The 17494-nt window shown below is 62.3% G+C and carries 17 protein-coding genes; 12 read left to right on the top strand and 5 right to left on the bottom strand.

Annotation, left to right across the window (positions count from 1 at the left end):
- Positions 1–158: 158 nt before the first annotated feature.
- Positions 159–338, bottom strand: a complete 180-nt coding sequence (gene oscA, locus V6943_RS04040) for a sulfur starvation response protein OscA (RefSeq protein WP_131649224.1) — start codon at positions 336–338, stop codon at positions 159–161.
- A 258-nt stretch (positions 339–596) separates the two neighbouring features.
- Between oscA and V6943_RS04035 the strand changes: the two genes are divergently transcribed.
- On the top strand, positions 597–1178 hold the full coding sequence (locus V6943_RS04035) for an alpha/beta hydrolase (protein ID WP_131649225.1): 582 nt from the start codon (positions 597–599) through the stop codon (positions 1176–1178).
- Between the two features lie 127 nt (positions 1179–1305).
- Positions 1306–3246 (top strand): alkaline phosphatase family protein, encoded by a 1941-nt coding sequence (locus V6943_RS04030; RefSeq protein ID WP_340552671.1) that lies wholly within the window; start codon positions 1306–1308, stop codon positions 3244–3246.
- A 146-nt stretch (positions 3247–3392) separates the two neighbouring features.
- Here V6943_RS04030 and V6943_RS04025 read toward each other — a convergent pair whose 3' ends face one another.
- The 3 genes from V6943_RS04025 to V6943_RS04015 all read right to left on the bottom strand — a co-directional run bounded on the left by V6943_RS04025 (position 3393) and on the right by V6943_RS04015 (position 5549).
- The gene (locus V6943_RS04025) at positions 3393–4037 is read right to left on the bottom strand and encodes an HAD family hydrolase (protein ID WP_131650005.1); all 645 of its coding nucleotides are present in this window, start codon (positions 4035–4037) and stop codon (positions 3393–3395) included.
- A gap of 93 nt (positions 4038–4130) precedes the next feature.
- Positions 4131–4667 (bottom strand): gamma carbonic anhydrase family protein, encoded by a 537-nt coding sequence (locus tag V6943_RS04020; protein ID WP_340552670.1) that lies wholly within the window; start codon positions 4665–4667, stop codon positions 4131–4133.
- Positions 4668–4718: 51 nt separating this feature from the next.
- Positions 4719–5549, bottom strand: coding sequence for an AraC family transcriptional regulator (locus V6943_RS04015; protein WP_340552669.1), 831 nt, complete (start codon positions 5547–5549; stop codon positions 4719–4721).
- A gap of 84 nt (positions 5550–5633) precedes the next feature.
- On the opposite strand from V6943_RS04015, the gene V6943_RS04010 reads away from it, so the two are divergent.
- From V6943_RS04010 to V6943_RS03995, 4 genes are all read left to right on the top strand, one after another.
- The gene (locus V6943_RS04010) at positions 5634–6635 is read left to right on the top strand and encodes a bile acid:sodium symporter family protein (protein ID WP_340552668.1); all 1002 of its coding nucleotides are present in this window, start codon (positions 5634–5636) and stop codon (positions 6633–6635) included.
- 87 nt (positions 6636–6722) lie between these two features.
- Positions 6723–8771, top strand: a complete 2049-nt coding sequence (gene prlC / locus V6943_RS04005) for an oligopeptidase A (RefSeq protein WP_340552667.1) — start codon at positions 6723–6725, stop codon at positions 8769–8771.
- Positions 8768–9046: a YheV family putative zinc ribbon protein gene (locus V6943_RS04000; protein WP_340552666.1), complete on the top strand. Its 279-nt coding sequence runs from the start codon at positions 8768–8770 to the stop codon at positions 9044–9046. The genes prlC and V6943_RS04000 overlap by 4 nt, the downstream gene beginning before the upstream one ends.
- A 17-nt stretch (positions 9047–9063) precedes the next feature.
- Positions 9064–9843 carry a DUF1835 domain-containing protein gene (locus tag V6943_RS03995; protein WP_340552665.1) on the top strand — a complete coding sequence of 260 codons (780 nt, stop codon included), beginning with the start codon at positions 9064–9066 and terminating at the stop codon, positions 9841–9843.
- Between the two features lie 84 nt (positions 9844–9927).
- On the opposite strand, the gene V6943_RS03990 is transcribed toward V6943_RS03995, so the two are convergent.
- On the bottom strand, positions 9928–11001 hold the full coding sequence (locus V6943_RS03990) for an acyltransferase family protein (RefSeq protein ID WP_340552664.1): 1074 nt from the start codon (positions 10999–11001) through the stop codon (positions 9928–9930).
- A gap of 189 nt (positions 11002–11190) precedes the next feature.
- On the opposite strand from V6943_RS03990, the gene V6943_RS03985 reads away from it, so the two are divergent.
- The 6 genes from V6943_RS03985 to V6943_RS03960 all read left to right on the top strand — a co-directional run bounded on the left by V6943_RS03985 (position 11191) and on the right by V6943_RS03960 (position 17480).
- Positions 11191–12255, top strand: a complete 1065-nt coding sequence (locus tag V6943_RS03985) for a PA0069 family radical SAM protein (protein ID WP_340552663.1) — start codon at positions 11191–11193, stop codon at positions 12253–12255.
- A 226-nt stretch (positions 12256–12481) separates the two neighbouring features.
- Entirely contained in the window at positions 12482–12742 is a 261-nt protein-coding gene (locus tag V6943_RS03980) for a hypothetical protein (RefSeq protein ID WP_340552662.1), read from the top strand.
- A 209-nt stretch (positions 12743–12951) separates the two neighbouring features.
- Positions 12952–14085 (top strand): cytochrome c oxidase subunit II, encoded by a 1134-nt coding sequence (gene coxB, locus V6943_RS03975; protein WP_340552661.1) that lies wholly within the window; start codon positions 12952–12954, stop codon positions 14083–14085.
- Positions 14086–14097: 12 nt separating this feature from the next.
- Positions 14098–15726, top strand: coding sequence for a cytochrome c oxidase subunit I (ctaD, locus tag V6943_RS03970; protein ID WP_340552660.1), 1629 nt, complete (start codon positions 14098–14100; stop codon positions 15724–15726).
- 276 nt (positions 15727–16002) lie between these two features.
- Positions 16003–16584, top strand: a complete 582-nt coding sequence (locus tag V6943_RS03965) for a cytochrome c oxidase assembly protein (protein WP_340552659.1) — start codon at positions 16003–16005, stop codon at positions 16582–16584.
- On the top strand, positions 16581–17480 hold the full coding sequence (locus tag V6943_RS03960; RefSeq protein WP_131649238.1) for a cytochrome c oxidase subunit 3: 900 nt from the start codon (positions 16581–16583) through the stop codon (positions 17478–17480). The genes V6943_RS03965 and V6943_RS03960 overlap by 4 nt, the downstream gene beginning before the upstream one ends.
- Positions 17481–17494 lie beyond the last annotated feature (14 nt).

The raw sequence follows: 17494 nt of genomic DNA, 5'->3' as shown, positions 1-17494 counted from the left end.
TAACGGGTATCGGTAATGAAGCGGGTATGTCAGCTGCGCATTCGGCAACGACAGCGATACGTCGGGAGCGGGTGCTGGCTTGGCGTGTACATGGTCGGGAATACCTGTCGTGTGCTCATGTCACGCCCTCCGGTGGTCCGGTCGGGGTGGGGTTGGGTTCAGGCCTGTTTGCTGGATGGCTGCAGGCGGATTTTTTCCTTGCGCTCGATCTGCACGACCTGGCCGTTGTGCAGGGTGATCTCCACCGAGCCGAACTTAAGGTCATGCAACGCGCTGCGGATCTCATGCAGGATGACTGCGTCGTCCTGGGCCTTTGGTGTACGAAGCGTGGTTGTCATTGTTTTGTCCTCTGCGGGTGTGACCACAGGTGGCGCTACAGCTCGAATCGGGTCTGGCGGATCATAAGGGGCTCTTGGATATTCTCTAAAATATTATTTGAGAACATTTATATGCATTTTAGAAATAACAAAGATGAAGTCTCTACGATCTACGAATAAGCACATCCGGGAATAACAAAAGAATTTCTTATTCTTTATGGTTTTGCTTGGCGTTGGTTAGTCTGTTGCGCTATTGCAGACTCTTGGAGCGGTGCTCTCATGGCCAGCGAAACCATTCACTACGTCGTCGTGCCGGGTTGGCAGGGTTCGCCAGATGAACACTGGCAAAGCCATTGGCAACGCACGTTGCCCAATTCAAGACGCGTAGAGCAGGACGACTGGCTGCTGCCGCAACGCCAGGCGTGGGTCAGTGAACTCGATCGTAGCGTCGCGTCTGTATCGGGATCGGTGGTGCTGATCGCCCACAGCCTGGGCTGCGTGACCGTGGCGCACTGGGCGTTGCAGGCTTCGTCCGAATCGCTACGGCGGGTGCGTGGTGCGCTACTGGTCGCGCCGGCAGACGTCGAACGCCCTGGCTGCCCTGAGCCGTTGCGCAATTTCGCCCCGCTGCCGGTTGCGGCGCTGCCTTTTCCCAGCCTGCTGGTGGGGTCGGACAACGATGTGGCAGCCAGCCCCGAACGCGCCTGGGCGATGGGCAATGCCTGGGGCAGTGAAGTGGCGATTCTCAGCGGGGCCGGGCATGTCAACGTAGCGTCCGGGCATCGCCGTTGGGAACAGGGCTTCGCGTACCTCTATCGCCTGCAGCACCTTATCGAACAACGAGCGAAACGTCGGGCCTGAGGCGATTCGCTGGTGCAGTGCCGCGGGCGAGCGGGATTGGGCAGACAGATGAGTGACTCTGCAGGACGGGGCGAACCGGCCGTATTCGTTACACTCTGACTTTCATCGCCGCCCATCGAGCCGCTGCATGTCCAACTCGACATCCGACACCCTCTCATCCCTGCCGCCTGTGCTCGCTGGGCCGCTGTTGCGCAGGTTGCAGGCCGACCGCCTGGTGCTCTGGCTGGTTGCCAGCGAGCCGCTTTCGTTGCGCCTGACGCTGCACCCCGACGGCGAGCCGGCGCGCTCGCTGGCGCTGGTCGGCGAGGCCTGCCGTCGGCTACGTATCGGCACTTCGGCCTGGTTGCATCTGATCGACCTGCGCCTGGATGCGCCGTTACCGGTCGATCGGCTGGTCGAATACGACCTGGTGATCCTACGCGATGGGGTCGAACAGACGATTGCCGAATGGGCGCCGCATCTGCTTCACGACGGCGCCGACCGACCAACCTTCGTCATCCGCTCGCGTTACGATGACTTGCTGCACGGTTCCTGCCGCAAGCCGCATCACGCTTCGGCGGACGGGCTGGTGAGGGTTGACGAGCTGATTGCCCAGGCGCGCCAGACACCCGAACGCTGGCCCGCCGCGCTACTGATGACCGGCGATCAGGTCTACATCGACGACGTCGCCGGGCCGACCCTGGTCGCCATTCATGCGCTGATCCGTCGGCTCGGGCTTTATGGCGAATGCCTGGAAGGCGCGACCGTAGCCGACAGCGATGAGCTGATGTCGCATCCGGCCACCTATTACCGACGCGAGCAGTTGCTGCCGGCGTTCAAGTCCAACGAGGCGTTACGTGAGCGCTTCTTTGGCGGAGTCGAGAAGCCGGTCTTTACCACCGCCAACGCGCATAACCACCTGGTGACGCTGGCCGAGGTGCTGGCGATGTACCTGCTGGTCTGGTCGCCCGTACCTTGGCGCCTGATCGAAGTACAGGCACCGCCGCTGGACGAGAAACTGGCCGAACGCTGGTCTCGCGAGGCGAGCTGCATGGAGGCTTTCCAGGCGGGCTTGCCAACGGTCGCGCGCGCATTGGCGCATCTGCCGTCGTTGATGATCTTCGATGATCACGACGTCACCGACGACTGGAACCTCAGCGCCCGCTGGGAACAGACCGCCTACGGCCATCCCTTTTCGCGACGCATCCTCGGCAATGCGCTGCTCGGCTACCTGCTGTGCCAAGCCTGGGGCAATGTTCCCGAGGATTACGCTGCGCCGCTGCAGGCCATCGAGGCGTTATTGGCAAGCGGTGAAGATGGGCGGCTCGATTGCGCGCTGCAGGATGAGATGGTGGATGAGGTGCTGCAACGCGGCGATTGGGGCTACGTTCTACCCAGCGAACCGGTGGTGGTGGTGCTCGACACTCGCACCCGGCGCTGGCGTAGCGAACTCCATCTGAGTCGGCCGTCGGGTCTGATGGACTGGGAAGCGCTCACCGATCTCCAGCAGCACCTGCTCGATCAGCGCTCGGTGGTCATCGTCTCGCCGACGCCGATGTTCGGCGTCAAGCTGATCGAGACCGTGCAGCGGGTGTTCAGCTGGGCGGGACAGTCGCTGCTGGTCGATGCGGAAAACTGGATGGCCCATCGCGGCGCCGCGCAGACCATGCTTAACATCTTTCGTCATACGCGTACGCCGGGTAACTACGTGATCCTGTCCGGCGACGTGCATTATTCCTTCGCCTATGAGGTGCATATCCGCGGCCGTGTCGAGGGGCCGCGGCTGTGGCAGATCACTAGCAGCGGGGTGAAGAACGAGTTTCCCCGTCGCCTGCTGGACCTGTTCGACCGGCTCAACCGCTGGCTCTATTCGCCGCGCTCGCCGCTGAATTGGTTCACCAAGCGCCGCCGCGTGCGGGTCCAACCCTGGCTGCCGAGCCGCAGCCGATCCGGTGAGCGTTTGTGGAACGGTGCCGGTATCGGGCGCATCAGCCTCGACGGCGAAGGCCGACCGCTGCGTGTCGAGCAGATCAACGCCGATGGCTCGCCCCCGGTGACCTTCGGCCCCGAGCGCGACCAAGCCTCTTAGAGCCGGTTCACGATCTGCTGCGCGTCGGCCCTGCTGCGTTAAAAACAGGCTCGGATTACACCAGTAAACTCGAGTGCGAGCCCAGTCCGCTTCCTCGCCTGTTTTTGCCTTGCAGGTCTCTAGCTCACGAGATCGTGAGCAGGCTCTTAGCTGAACGCCGCGCGCAGCGCCGGTAGCGTGGCGTAGTAGTAGGCGGGCGACTCGGCCATCAGCTCGGCATGGCTGCCGAAGCCGTAACCCACGGCGGCGGCCTGCAAACCGTTTTCACGCGCGCCGATCAGGTCGTGCTTACGGTCGCCGATCATCAGAGTCTGTGCGGCTTCCAGCCTTTCCTCGGCGATCAAGTGCGCGATCAGCTCGACCTTATTGGTGCGGGTTCCGTCCAGCTCGCTGCCATAGATCACCTTGAAGTGATGGTCGAAGGCGAAATGCCGGGCGATCTCGCGCGCGAACACCGAGGGCTTGGAGGTGGCGACATAGAGCGTACGGCCTTGGCCGCGCAGGTGCTCCAGCATTTCCAGCACGCCATCGAACAGAAGGTTTTCGTAGAGGCCGGTGACCTTAAAGCGCTCACGGTAATGCCCCACCGCTTCCCACGCGCGCGCCTCGTCGAAGCCGTAGAACTGCATGAACGCCTGCAGCAGCGGCGGGCCGATAAAGGGTTCGAGTTTGGTCAGGTCCGGCTCGTCGATGCCGAGCTTGGCCAGCGCATGCTGAATCGAACGGGTAATGCCCTCGCGCGGGTCGGTGAGAGTGCCGTCGAGGTCGAAGAGGATGGTGGAGTGGTGCATGGGCGGCTCGTCAGTGGTGTTTTCGTTGACCAGAAATTCTAGCAAGCGGGCTGCTGATGCTTTCCGCTTAAAGCGTCCTGCTTCCAGCTGCTTTCAAACCCCCTCCGCCATATGCAGATTCTTCAGCTTCACGTAGTTGCCAGCGGTATAGCTGAAGAAGTTGCGCTCCTTCTCGGTCAGCGGGCGGGCCTGTTTCACTGGACTGCCGACGTAGAGAAAGCCGCTTTCCAGCGTCTTGCCCGGCGGCACCAGGCTGCCGGCGCCGATGATGACTTCGTCTTCGACTATGGCGCCGTCCATGACGATCGAACCCATACCCACCAGGATGCGGCTGCCCAGGGTGCAGCCGTGCAGGGTGACCTTGTGGCCGACGGTGACCTCATCGCCGATGATCAGCGAGAAGCCGTCCGGGTTGAACGGGCCAGCATGGGTGATATGCAGCACGCTGCCGTCCTGGATGCTACTGCGCGCGCCGATGCGGATGCGGTGCATGTCGCCGCGGATCACCGTCAGCGGCCATACCGAGCTGTCCGCGCCGATCTCGATGTCGCCGATCAGCACGGCGCTGGGGTCGATGAAGACGCGCTCGCCGAGCTTGGGTGTGTGGTTCTGATAGGTGCGGATGGACATGGTTGGCTCCTGTGCGAATGCGCTCAAGCTTCGGGCCTGGCGGACCGGGTTTCAAGAAGGGACTTGAAGCCCGGACGGATTCTGCCGCCTGGCATCGCGGAAGAACTCGCCGGGCGTGGCGCCGAACTGCTCGCGAAACGCGGCGATGAAGGCCGATAGTGATTCGTAGCCGCAGCCCAGCGCCACATCGGTCACCCGCTCGCCACGCTCCAGCGCCGGCAGCGCGCTGAGCAGTCGCAAACGTTGTCGCCAGGCGCGAAAACTTAACCCGGTTTCGCGCAGGAATAGCCGGCTCAGGGTGCGTTCCGAGACGCCCAGCGCTTGGCTCCAGTCGGCCAGGGTTTCACGCGAGTCGGGGTGGTTCTGCAGTCGTTTGCACAGCTGGCGCAGACGCGGTTCGGCCGGCAGCGGCAGCACCAGTTCGATCTCCGGCGCGCAACCGAGCTGATCCAGCAACACCTGCACCAGACGGCCTTCCGGGCCATCCTCAGCATAGGCTTCGGGCAGCGTGCTGAAGTGCTGGATCAGCTCGCGCAGCAGCGGGCTGATCTGCAACACGCGGCAGCGCTCCGGGGCGTCGCCGGCCACGCTGCGGTCGATGTACAGGCTGCGGATGCAGGTATCCGCCGCGCAGAACACCTGATGAGTGATACCGGCGGGCACCCATACCGCACGTAGCGGCGGCGCGATGAAGCGGCCTCGGTCGGTACGCACCTCGAGCACCCCTTCCACCGCATGGGAAAGCTGCACCCAGGGGTGGCTGTGGCGATAGCCGAGTTTGAGGTTGGGTGGCGAATCGAGCTGGCCATAGACCGGCCGTGGCAATTGCCTGAGCTCACCGAGGCGGGTGATCAGCGCAGCCTCTTGTCCGATTGGCGACATTTAGTGCCTGCCTGGCGTTAGTCGGAAAATTCCGGTCACGATAAGGTCGCGGCCTGTTGCCTGCAAGCTACAAGGAATTACGTCATGGCCCATCTGCGCCTGCTGTTCGATAACTTCACCCTCGCCCTGCTGGCGGTCATCGCCATCGCCACCTTCCTGCCCTGCGAAGGCCAAGGCGCGGTGATCTTCGGCTGGGCCACGACGCTGGCCATCGCCCTGCTGTTCTTCATGCATGGCGCCAAGCTGTCGCGCGAAGCCATCCTGGCCGGTGCCGGCCACTGGCGCCTGCACCTGCTGGTGTTCGCCTGCACCTTCGTGATGTTTCCGCTGTTGGGCCTGGCGCTCAAGCCGCTGCTGACGCCGCTGGTCGGTACCGAGCTGTATCTGGGCATACTCTACTTGTGCGCCCTGCCCGCCACCGTGCAGTCGGCCATCGCCTTCACTTCGCTGGCGCGCGGCAACATCCCGGCGGCGATCTGCAGCGCGGCGGCCTCCAGCCTGCTCGGCATCTTCCTCACGCCGATCCTGGTGATGTTGCTGCTGGGTGTTGAAGGCGAAGCCGGATCGACACTCGACTCCATCGGCAAGATCGTGCTGCAGCTGCTGGTGCCCTTCGTCGCCGGGCAGATCGCGCGGCGCTGGATCGGCGCTTGGGTGACGCGCAACAAGAACTGGTTGAAGGTCGTCGACCAGAGCTCGATCCTGCTGGTGGTATACACAGCTTTCAGCGACGCGGTAGTCGAGGGCCTTTGGCAACTGGTGCCGTTGTCACGCCTGGTTGCGCTGACGCTGGTCTGCTGCGTGCTGCTGGCCATCGTGCTCTGGGCCACGCATTTTCTCGGCAAGCGGCTGGGCTTCAATCTGGAAGACCGCATCACCATTCTCTTCGCTGCCTCGAAGAAGAGCATGGCCACCGGTGTACCCATGGCGCAGGTGCTGTTCGCCACCAGCGCGGTGGGGATGATCATCCTGCCGCTGATGATCTTCCATCAGATTCAGCTGATGGTCTGCGCGGTGCTGGCCCAGCGCTATGCGCAGCGGGAGGAGCCGAGCAGGTACCTGAGACCGCTGCGCCATAAGGGATAGGGAAGCGCTATCGCTCCGATCCCCAGCTGCGCAGTCAGGCATTTGTCTTTAACATGCCGCGGGTATCCATCTGAAAGGGCCAATGCCGTGACCGCTACCAATCCGCTGCTTCGCGATTTCGACCTGCCGCCCTATTCCGAGATTCGCCCCGAGCACGTCGAGCCTGCCGTGGATAGCATCCTCGGCGACAACCGCGTCGCCTTGCAGGAACTGCTCAGCCGTCCGGCAGAGAGCCTCGACTGGTCCACGCTGGTAGTCGGCCTGGATGAAATGAACGAGCGCCTCAGCCGCGCCTGGGGCCCGGTCAGCCATCTGAATTCGGTACGCAACAACCCCGAATTGCGCGCGGCCTACGAGGCTTGTCTGCCCAAGCTGTCTGCATACGCCACGGAACTCGGCCAGAATGCCGATCTATTCGCCGCCTACCAGACACTGTCGCTGAGCGCCGAGGCTGAAGGCTTCGAGGTCGCACAAAAAACCATCATCGAGCACGCTCTGCGCGATTTCCGCCTGTCCGGCATCGACCTGCCGCCCGCCGAGCAGCAGCGCTTCGGCGCCATCCAGATGAAGCTGGCCGAGCTGGGCAGCACCTTTTCCAACCAGTTGCTCGATGCCACCCAGGCCTGGACCAAGCACATCACCGACGAGAGCCTGCTGGCCGGCATTACCGATTCGGCCAGGGCGCAGATGGCTGAAGCCGCCAAGGCCAAGGAGCTCGATGGTTGGCTGATCAGCCTGGAATTCCCCAGCTACTACGCGGTGATGACCTACGCCGACAGCCGCGCGCTGCGTGAAGAGGTCTATGTCGCCTATTCCACCCGTGCTTCCGATCAAGGTCCAAACGCCGGTCAGCTCGACAACGGTCCGGTGATGGAACAGCTCCTCGATCTGCGTCAGGAACTGGCGAAACTGCTGGGCTTCGGCAACTACGCCGAGCTGTCGCTGGCCACCAAAATGGCCGAGAGCACCGATCAGGTGCTGGGCTTCCTGCGCGACCTGGCCAAGCGCAGCAAGCCGTTCGCCGAGCGCGACCTGCAGGAACTGCGCGCCTTCGCTGCTGAGAATGGCGTTTCGGATCTCCAGAGTTGGGATGTCGGCTACTTCGGCGAGAAGCTGCGCCAGCAGCGCTACAGCCTGAACCAGGAAGAGCTGCGCGAATACTTCCCGATCGACAAGGTGCTGTCCGGGCTGTTCGCCATTGTCCAGCGTCTGTACGGCATCGAGATTCACGAGCTGGAAGATTTCGACAGCTGGCACCCGGATGTGCGCCTGTTCGAAATCCGCGAGAATGGCGAGCACGTCGGTCGCTTCTTCTTCGACCTTTACGCCCGCGCCAACAAGCGCGGCGGCGCCTGGATGGACGGCGCCCGCGACAAGCGCCGCACCTGCCTGGGCACGCTGCAGACGCCGGTGGCCAACCTGGTCTGCAACTTCACACCGCCGGTCGGCGAGCGCCCGGCGCTGCTGACCCACGATGAAGTCACCACCCTGTTCCACGAATTCGGCCATGGATTGCATCATCTGCTGACCCAGGTCGAACACGCTGGCGCCTCTGGCATCAACGGCGTGGCTTGGGATGCGGTCGAGCTACCCAGTCAGTTCATGGAAAACTGGTGCTGGGAGCCGGGAGGTCTGGCGCTGATCTCCGGTCATTACCAGACCGGCGAACGCCTGCCGCAGGACAAGTTGCAGCAGATGCTGGCAGCGAAGAACTTCCAGTCCGGGCTGATGATGGTGCGCCAGCTGGAGTTCTCGCTGTTCGACTTCGAGCTGCACGCCACCCACGGCGATGGCCGCAGCGTGTTAGAGGTTCTGGAAGGCATCCGCGATGAGGTCTCGGTGATGCGCCCGCCGGCCAGCAACCGCTTCCCCAACAGCTTCGCGCACATATTCTCCGGTGGTTACGCCGCTGGTTACTACAGCTACAAGTGGGCCGAAGTGCTGTCGTCCGACGCCTTCTCGCGCTTTGAGGAAGAAGGCGTATTCAACCCCGAGACCGGCCGTGCCTTCCGCGATGCCATCCTGGCGCGCGGTGGTTCGCAGGAGCCGATGGTGCTGTTCGTCGATTTCCGCGGTCGCGAGCCATCCACCGACGCCCTGCTGCGCCACCTCGGCCTGACGGAGCAAGTGGCATGACTGACGAGCCGAAAGTGACGACCAAACGCTTCATCGCCGGCGCGGTGTGCCCGGCATGCAGCGCGACGGATAGCATCAAAATGTGGGACGTCGATGGCGTACCGCATCGCGAATGCGTCGAATGCGGCTACGCCGATACCCTCAACGCCCAAGGGCAGTCGGTGCCCTCGGAGCTGGGCACGCGGGTCAACCAGGCCAAGCCAAAACCGGCCGACCCGCAGGTTCAGGCGGTGCAGTTCTTCCCGAATCCAAAGCTGAAGAAAAACCCCGACTGATCATCTAGAGGTTTGGCATGTGGCATCTTACCTGTGGCGACCTTGCAGCTGACAGCGTCCGGCAGCTCTTGGGCCAAGGCAACGGCGAGACGGTGCGGGTCCTGCGCGACGATCTTGCCGTCGGGCCGCTCGCCGATATCGATTCTCTACCTTGCGCGGAGCGTGTGGCGTTCTGGGAAGGCGTCTGGCCCGTTGCCCTGACGCCGCGTCCGGATTTTGCGGTGGGCCTCGCTGATGATGCCGAGTTTCTGGCGGGGCTGGCCAGCCAGTCACGGCCGGTGTCGGTCTGGCATGGCGACAGCGCCTCCGAGCAGCTGATGCTGGCTCGCGTGGCAGCGGTGCTTGAAGGTTCGGCGCTGCCGTTTCAGGAAGTCGTATGTGGCACCGGCGACAGTCGCGTCGGCACGCGAATGGCGGTATCCATGCACGCGCCGGACGCTCTCGCGGCACTCTATCAACCACGCACCGTCGAGCCGGACCGGATCGCCGAACTCGCCAGCCAATGGCGCGCGGTCGTTCAGGAGAGCGCAGCGATACGTCGCTGGACCGCCGGACGCTTTGCCGGCGAGGGCTACAAGGCGATCGATGGTGAGTTGGTTGCGGCCTGCCACACCGACTGGATGCCCTTGGCACGGGCTATGGCGCAGGTCATGGGCCACTGCGATGGTTTTTTCCCGACCGACCTGTTTCTCTACTGGCGCGCTCGTGAATTGGCCGAGAGTGGCGCCATCGAATTGAGTGATCGTGCCGTTGCGGTTTATTCCCGCGTACAGGCTCGCCGCACCGTAGTGAGTTGACTCATCGAGTCGAGCGGCACACAGCCAAGCCGGTGGTGTCGTGGGCTTAACCAAATCCGGCGGCGATCCAATGCCGCCGCCTTCTTATTCAACCAAAGTCTTGGGCGGCACCAGGCGAGGCTCTGGCGCCCGGGCTAGGCGTTGCTTGAATTTCATCGCCGGCGCCTCGATCAGGTGCCAGGACAGGATCGCCAGCAACAAGGTGGGCGCCAGGCTTATGACCGTCAGCCAGAACACACCGATTTCGTGGCCAAGCAGATAGACGGTGAGCTGCTGGAAAGGGAAGGCGTAGATGTACATGCCATAGGAGAAATCGCCGTACTTGCCGAACCGGGAAAGCAACGGAATCGGCGCATAGGCGAGGTAGATCACCAGATAAGGCAGCGCGATCACATAAACATATGGCCCGGCGGCGGTATGAAACGTCAACACCAGTGCCGCGACGAACAGGGCGGCAATCCAGCCGCGCCAGGGCAGTGCGTCGCGGTAGAGAAAGATGGCAGCGCCGGTGTAATACAGCAGGCCCAGCTTGAAGACGTTGGTGATGAAGAAGGACTCGATCCCGAGCCGCTCCAGTAACCAGAAGTAGCCCAGGGCGAGGCCGGCGATGGGCAGAAAGATCAGCCGAGGCTTCAACAAACCAACCAGACCCATGACCAGCACGCCCAGGTACATCAGTACCTCGAGCGGAAGCGTCCACAGCGATCCGTTCACCACGTTCGGATAGATGTTATGGCTGAACACGCTCGGCAGCTCGAAGCGTGTGACGAGCAAGATGTTCTGCAGGTATGTCCAGGTGATGGGGGACGAGAAATAGCTGGTCATGCTGCGCTCGGTCACCAGCGGGCCGATAACGAACGCCGATAACAAAACGGCCAGTATCAAGGCTGGAAAGACCCGCAACGCGCGCTTGATCAGGAAGCTTTTCGCACTGCTGCTATTGATCCAGGACGACGTGATCAGGTAGCCGCTGATGACGAAGAAGATCGCGACGGCGAACTCCCCGCCGTTCTCATAGCCGGTCAGCAGCTCGATGGGCTCGTCAGGCCGGCGCCCGGACAGCGGATAACTGTGAACGAGCAGCACCAACGACGCTGCAAAAAAGCGCAGGAAATCAAAGTTGTTTTCCCGGGCATGCAAAGGTCTCTTGGAATCCATTGCCGCTCTCTCTCCGCAACGGCCTCTTAGCCGAGTACTACCGTTGTAGACGATCTATTTTGCGCGGCTGTGAATCACTCGCAATTCCGACCGACGGTCATGAATCGTCCGGCCCTGCGCTCATCGGAAGGAGAATGCATGTTGATCGTTCTCATATACTGTATGCATGAACAGTTATGAGGGCTGCCCATGTCCACCATCGTCGCCACAACACGCGGTCGCGGTACCGCCATAAATCCGCACAACCGTTTCGCGCCGACCCTTAGCGAAGCCTATGACGACGGCTGGGAGCAGGAAGTACCGCCGACCCGCGCGACCGAAGTGCGCAGCGAGACGGCAAAGTCCGTCATCACTCGCAACCAGTCACCGGACGTCGGCTTCGATCGTTCGGTCAATCCGTATCGGGGCTGTGAGCATGGCTGTATTTACTGCTTCGCAAGGCCCAGCCATGCCTATTGGGACCTGTCGCCGGGCATCGATTTCGAGACCCGGCTGATCGCCAAGACCAACCTTGCCGAGCGCCTGGAGCAGGAGCTGAGCAAGCCCGGCTACGTGCCGCAACCCATCGCGCTGGGAGTCAATACCGACGCCTATCAGCCGCTGGAGCGCGAGCAGCGGCTGACGCGTCAGGCATTGGAAATACTGCTGCGCTTCAAGCATCCGGTGCACATCATTACCAAGGGTTCGCTGGTGCTGCGCGATCTGGATCTGCTGGTGCCTTTGGCCGAGCAACGGCTGGTCAGCGTCTCGGTCAGCCTGACCACCCTGGATGACGAACTCAAGCGCATCATGGAGCCTCGCGCGGCCTCGCCCACGGCGCGCCTGCGCGTTTTGCGGACTCTGCACGAGGCGGGTGTTCCGGTCAGCGTGATGTGCGCGCCGATGATTCCGATGATCAACGACATGGAGCTGGAGCGCATGCTCGAGGCCGCGCGCGAGGCCGGTGCGGCGTCGGCGGGTTATGTCCTGCTGCGCCTGCCCCACGAGGTGGCGGAGCTATTCGAGGCCTGGTTGACCGAGCATTTCCCGCAGCGCGCGGCGCATGTGATGAGCCTGGTACGCCAGTCGCGCGGCGGTAAGGACTACGACAGCCGCTTCGGCAGCCGCATGCGCGGAGAAGGGCAGTTCGCTCAGCTACTCGCTCAACGGTTCCAGCTGGCCTGCAAGCGCCTGGGCTACAACCGTCGCGATCAGAATTTCGGTCTCGATTGCAGCCGCTTCGCGCCGCCGGGGCAGCAATTGAGCCTGCTCTGAGCTGTCTATGGAAGCGCCTCGGCAGCCTGCATTCGCCGCGGGGCGCGGCCTCTACAAAATCGCCACGGGAGGCTTACTCGTGTGAACTGCTCGGCGCGATGCTTCTCGGTTGCCGGCAGGCCTAAACCGTCTGCTGGCACGGAACCAACCCCAGCGGCGAGCGCACCAAACCCTATATTCCTGCGAGCCGGCCGGCACGGCGCTCGCTTTCGTAGGTGGAGGTGATGTGGACTGGATCGATCTGCTGCAATGGCCGGCTATGGTCATCACCGTTTTGGCGGCGTGGTTGATCGGCTCGCTGAAACCTAGCCGGCGCACGGTGGGCTTCCGGTGTTTTCTGCTGAGCAACCTGCTTTGGGTGATCTGGGGTTGGCATGCCCAGGCCTGGGCGCTGATCACGCTGCAGGTGTGTCTGGCGCTGATGAATATCCGCGGCGTGAAGAAGAACGATCAGCCGCGCGAAGCGGAAGCTAACCCGAGCACCTGATGAAATTGCTAGTCGGAGAACGCTGTCTATACTCCGATCGTAAGCGTACCGATTGAATCCGACTGCGCGTGCAAAGCGAAGTCTGGTGACCAGGAATTGGGGGGCACCGGATCAAGGCGTAGTCAGGCCGTCGAAGTGAGCGTGGCTCCCTTTGCGTCCGGACAACAGGCCAGTCGGCGGGATAACAAGAACCATAAGGGGAACCCGCAATGTCGCGACATCCACGAGTCTGGATGGGGATTGGGCTGTGGTCGCTATTCGGTCAGGCCCAGGCGGCCTGGGACGTGAATATGCGACCTGGCGTAACGGACGTCAGTCGTTCCGTATTCGATTTGCACATGACCATCTTCTGGATCTGCGTAATCATCGGCGTGCTGGTGTTCGCGGTGATGTTCTGGTCGATGTTCGCTCATCGGCGTTCCAAACGACTGGAATCGGCGCACTTCCACGAAAATACCAAGGTCGAGGTTCTCTGGACCGTCATTCCCTTGTTGATCCTGATCGCCATGGCCGTGCCGGCGACGCGCACTCTCATCCACATCTATGACGCATCCGAGTCGGACGTGGATATCCAGATCACCGGCTACCAGTGGAAGTGGCATTACAAGTATCTGGGCGAAGACGTCGAGTTCTTCAGCAACCTCACGACACCGCGCGACCAGATCAACAATCAGGCGCCCAAGGGCGAACACTATCTGCTGGAGGTCGACGAACCTCTGGTAATTCCGGTGGGCGCCAAGGTGCGCTTCCTGATCACCGCCGCGGACGTTATCCATTCCTGGTGGGTACCGGCGCTGGCGGTCAAGAAAGACGCCATCCCCGGCTTCATCAACGAATCCTGGACGCGCGTCGAGGAGCCCGGCATCTATCGTGGCCAGTGCACCGAGCTGTGCGGCAAGGATCACGGCTTCATGCCGGTCGTGGTCGAGGTTAAGACTGCCGAGGACTACGCCGCCTGGCTGGGTGAGAAGAAGGCCGAAGCGGCCAAGCTCGCCGAGCTGACCAGCAAGGAATGGACGCTGGAGGAACTGACCGCTCGTGGCGAGCAGGTCTACCAGACCGCCTGCGCATCCTGTCACCAGGCCGGTGGCGAAGGCATACCGCCGATGTTCCCGGCCCTCAAGGGCTCGGCCATCGCCACCGGCGACGTCGAGGCGCATATCAACATCGTCGTCAATGGCAAGCCGGGCACCGCCATGGCGGCCTTCGGCAAGCAGCTGTCGGAAGTCGACCTGGCGGCGGTCATCACCTACGAGCGCAACGCCTGGGGCAACGAGACCGGCGAAATGGTCACGCCGAAAGACGTGCTCGACTTCAAACAGGCCGAAGAAGCCACCCAGTAAGAGGATTCGGTGATGAGTGCAGTGATCGACGATCATGGTCATGCCGGACATGACCACCACCACGGCCCGGCCAAGGGTCTCTCGCGCTGGCTGCTGACCACCAACCACAAGGACATCGGTTCGATGTACCTGTGGTTCAGCTTCTGCGCCTTCCTGCTCGGCGGCTCGATGGCCATGGTCATCCGCGCCGAGCTGTTCCAGCCGGGCCTGCAGATCGTGCAGCCGGAATTCTTCAACCAGATGACCACCATGCACGGCCTGATCATGGTGTTCGGCGCAGTGATGCCGGCCTTCGTCGGCCTGGCCAACTGGATGATTCCGCTGATGATCGGCGCGCCGGACATGGCGCTGCCGCGGATGAACAACTTCAGCTTCTGGCTGCTGCCAGCGGCATTCGGATTGCTGGTGTCGACGCTGTTCATGGAGGGCGGAGGGCCGAACTTCGGCTGGACCTTCTATGCACCGCTGTCGACCACCTATGCGCCCGAATCGGTGACCTTCTTTATCTTCGCCATCCACTTGATGGGCATCAGCTCGATCATGGGCGCGATCAACGTGGTCGCCACCGTGCTCAACCTGCGCGCGCCGGGCATGACGCTGATGAAGATGCCGCTGTTCGTCTGGACCTGGCTGATTACCGCCTTCCTGCTGATCGCGGTGATGCCGGTACTGGCCGGCGTGGTGACCATGATGCTGATGGACATCCACTTCGGCACCAGCTTCTTCAGCGCGGCGGGCGGCGGCGATCCCGTGCTGTTTCAGCACGTGTTCTGGTTCTTTGGCCATCCCGAGGTGTACATCATGATCCTGCCGGCGTTCGGCGCGGTCAGTTCCATCATCCCGGCGTTCTCGCGCAAGCCGCTGTTCGGCTACACCTCGATGGTCTACGCCACCGGCGCGATCGCCTTCCTCTCGTTCGTCGTCTGGGCGCACCACATGTTCACCGTCGGCATTCCGTTGACCGGCGAGCTGTTCTTCATGTACGCGACCATGCTGATCGCCGTGCCGACCGGGGTGAAGGTGTTCAACTGGGTGTCGACCATGTGGCGCGGCTCGCTGACCTTCGAGGCGCCGATGCTGTTCGCCGTGGCCTTCGTCATTCTCTTCAGCATCGGTGGTTTCTCTGGATTGATGCTGGCCATCGCGCCGGCTGACTTCCAGTACCACGACACCTACTTCGTAGTGGCGCATTTCCACTACGTGCTGGTGCCGGGAGCTATCTTCGGCATCTTCGCTTCGGCCTACTACTGGCTGCCCAAGTGGACCGGGCACATGTACGACGAGACGCTGGCCAAGCTGCACTTCTGGATGAGTTTCGTCGGCATGAACCTGGCGTTCTTCCCGATGCACTTCGTCGGGCTGGCCGGCATGCCGCGGCGCATCCCGGACTACAACATGATGTTCGCCAACTTCAACATGATCTCGTCGGTGGGCGCCTTCATGTTCGGCGCCACACAGCTGCTGTTCCTGTTCATCGTCATCAAGTGCATTCGTGGTGGCCCGGTCGCCGCTGCCAAGCCTTGGGACGGTGCCGAAGGGCTGGAATGGAGCGTGCCGTCGCCGGCGCCTTACCACACCTTCAGCGTGCCGCCGAGCATGGAAGAGCTGCATGAGCACCGCACGGGGCCCAAGCATGATTAGGGTGAAAGCCGCTGGAGGCTTGGCTGCTGGAAGTCGGGTGGCTTCGATGGCGTGCTCTGCGGCTGCTCGGGTAGTGGCTGATGGTTGTTTTGGTGGGCTGAAGCCCACCCTATGGGTTTCCCATGGTGGGCTGAAGCGGAGCGCCGCCCGGCTCACCCTACATCCGCATAGTGTCGAGCTTTTTGTAGGGTGGGCTTCAGCCCACCAGGGCGGCTGCGAAAGGGCTGAGCAGGCCCCTGCGCTGCGCGATGAACGGCCCTGCGCGAGGAGAATGCAATGAGCGATTCCCTGCCCACCGCCCGCCTGGTGCGCCGTCTGCTGTTCGTCGTGGTGGCGATGTTCGCCTTCGGCTTCGCACTGGTGCCGATCTACGACGTCATGTGCCAGGCCTTCGGCATCAACGGCAAGACGGCCGGCGCCTACGAAGGAACGCAGACGGCGGACGAGGCGCGGGAAATTCGCGTGCAATTCCTGGCTACCAATGCCGCAGGCATGGAATGGGAATTCGGTCCCCAGGCCGATCAGCTCAGCGTGAATCCCGGTGCCAGCCAGGAAATGCGCTTCGTCGCCTACAACCCCACGGACAAGCCGATGACGGCCCAGGCCGTGCCCAGCGTGTCGCCCTCCAAGGCAGCTGCGTACTTTCACAAGACCGAGTGCTTCTGCTTTACCCAGCAAGTGTTGCAGCCCGGTGAGCGCATCGAGATGCCGGTGCGCTTCATCGTTGATCGTGATCTGCCCGCAGACGTGCGTCACCTGACGCTCGCCTACACCCTGTTCGACATCACGTCTCGCCAACCCCCCGTCGCCGCCATCCATCAGGCGCCTGTGGTGGCGGCCAAGGAGAGTCTGCAATGAACAAACAGACCACCACGCACGAGAACTACTACGTCCCCGCCCAGAGCAAGTGGCCCATCGTTGCCACGGTTGCGCTGCTGGTCACCGTCTACGGCCTCGGCAGCTGGTTCAACGACCTCAAGGCCGAGCGCGCCGACTCCAACGGTCCGCTGATCTTTTTCATCGGTGCGCTGCTGATCGTTTACATGATGTTCGGCTGGTTCGGCTCGGTGGTTCGCGAAGGTCGTGCCGGCCTTTATAGCGGACAGATGGATCGATCTTTCCGCTGGGGCATGACCTGGTTCATCTTCTCCGAGGTGATGTTCTTCGCTGCATTCTTCGGCACGCTGTTCTACATCCGCTACTGGGTCGGACCCTGGCTCGGTGGCGATGGCGACAAGGGCGTCAGCAACATGCTCTGGCCCAACTTCGAATACACCTGGCCGCTGCTGAACAATCCCGATCCCCAACTGTACCCGGCGCCGGAAGGCACCATCAGCGCCTGGGGACTACCGCTGATCAACACCATTCTCCTGGTCACCTCCAGCTTTACGCTGACCTGGGCGCACCACGCACTGCGCAAGGGCAATCGCAAACACCTCAAGCTTGGGCTAGGGCTGACCGTGCTGCTCGGCGTGGCCTTCCTCATCTTGCAGATCGAGGAGTACGTGCACGCCTATACCGAACTCGGCTTGACGCTAGGCTCGGGCATTTACGGCGCGACCTTCTTCATGCTTACCGGCTTTCACGGTGCCCACGTCACCATGGGGGCGATCATCCTGACGGTGATGCTGGTGCGCAGTTTTCGCGGCCACTTCACGCCTGAACAACATTTCGGTTTCGAGGCGGCGGCCTGGTACTGGCACTTCGTGGACGTGGTATGGCTCGGCCTGTTCGTCTTCGTTTATGTGCTTTGAAAACGTCCCGGATG

This window comes from Pseudomonas sp. CBC3 (genome assembly GCF_037967085.1).
Classification (GTDB): domain Bacteria; phylum Pseudomonadota; class Gammaproteobacteria; order Pseudomonadales; family Pseudomonadaceae; genus Stutzerimonas.
The sequence above is the reverse complement of the archived record's forward strand: the minus strand, read 5'-3'. Positions and strand labels throughout refer to the sequence as shown.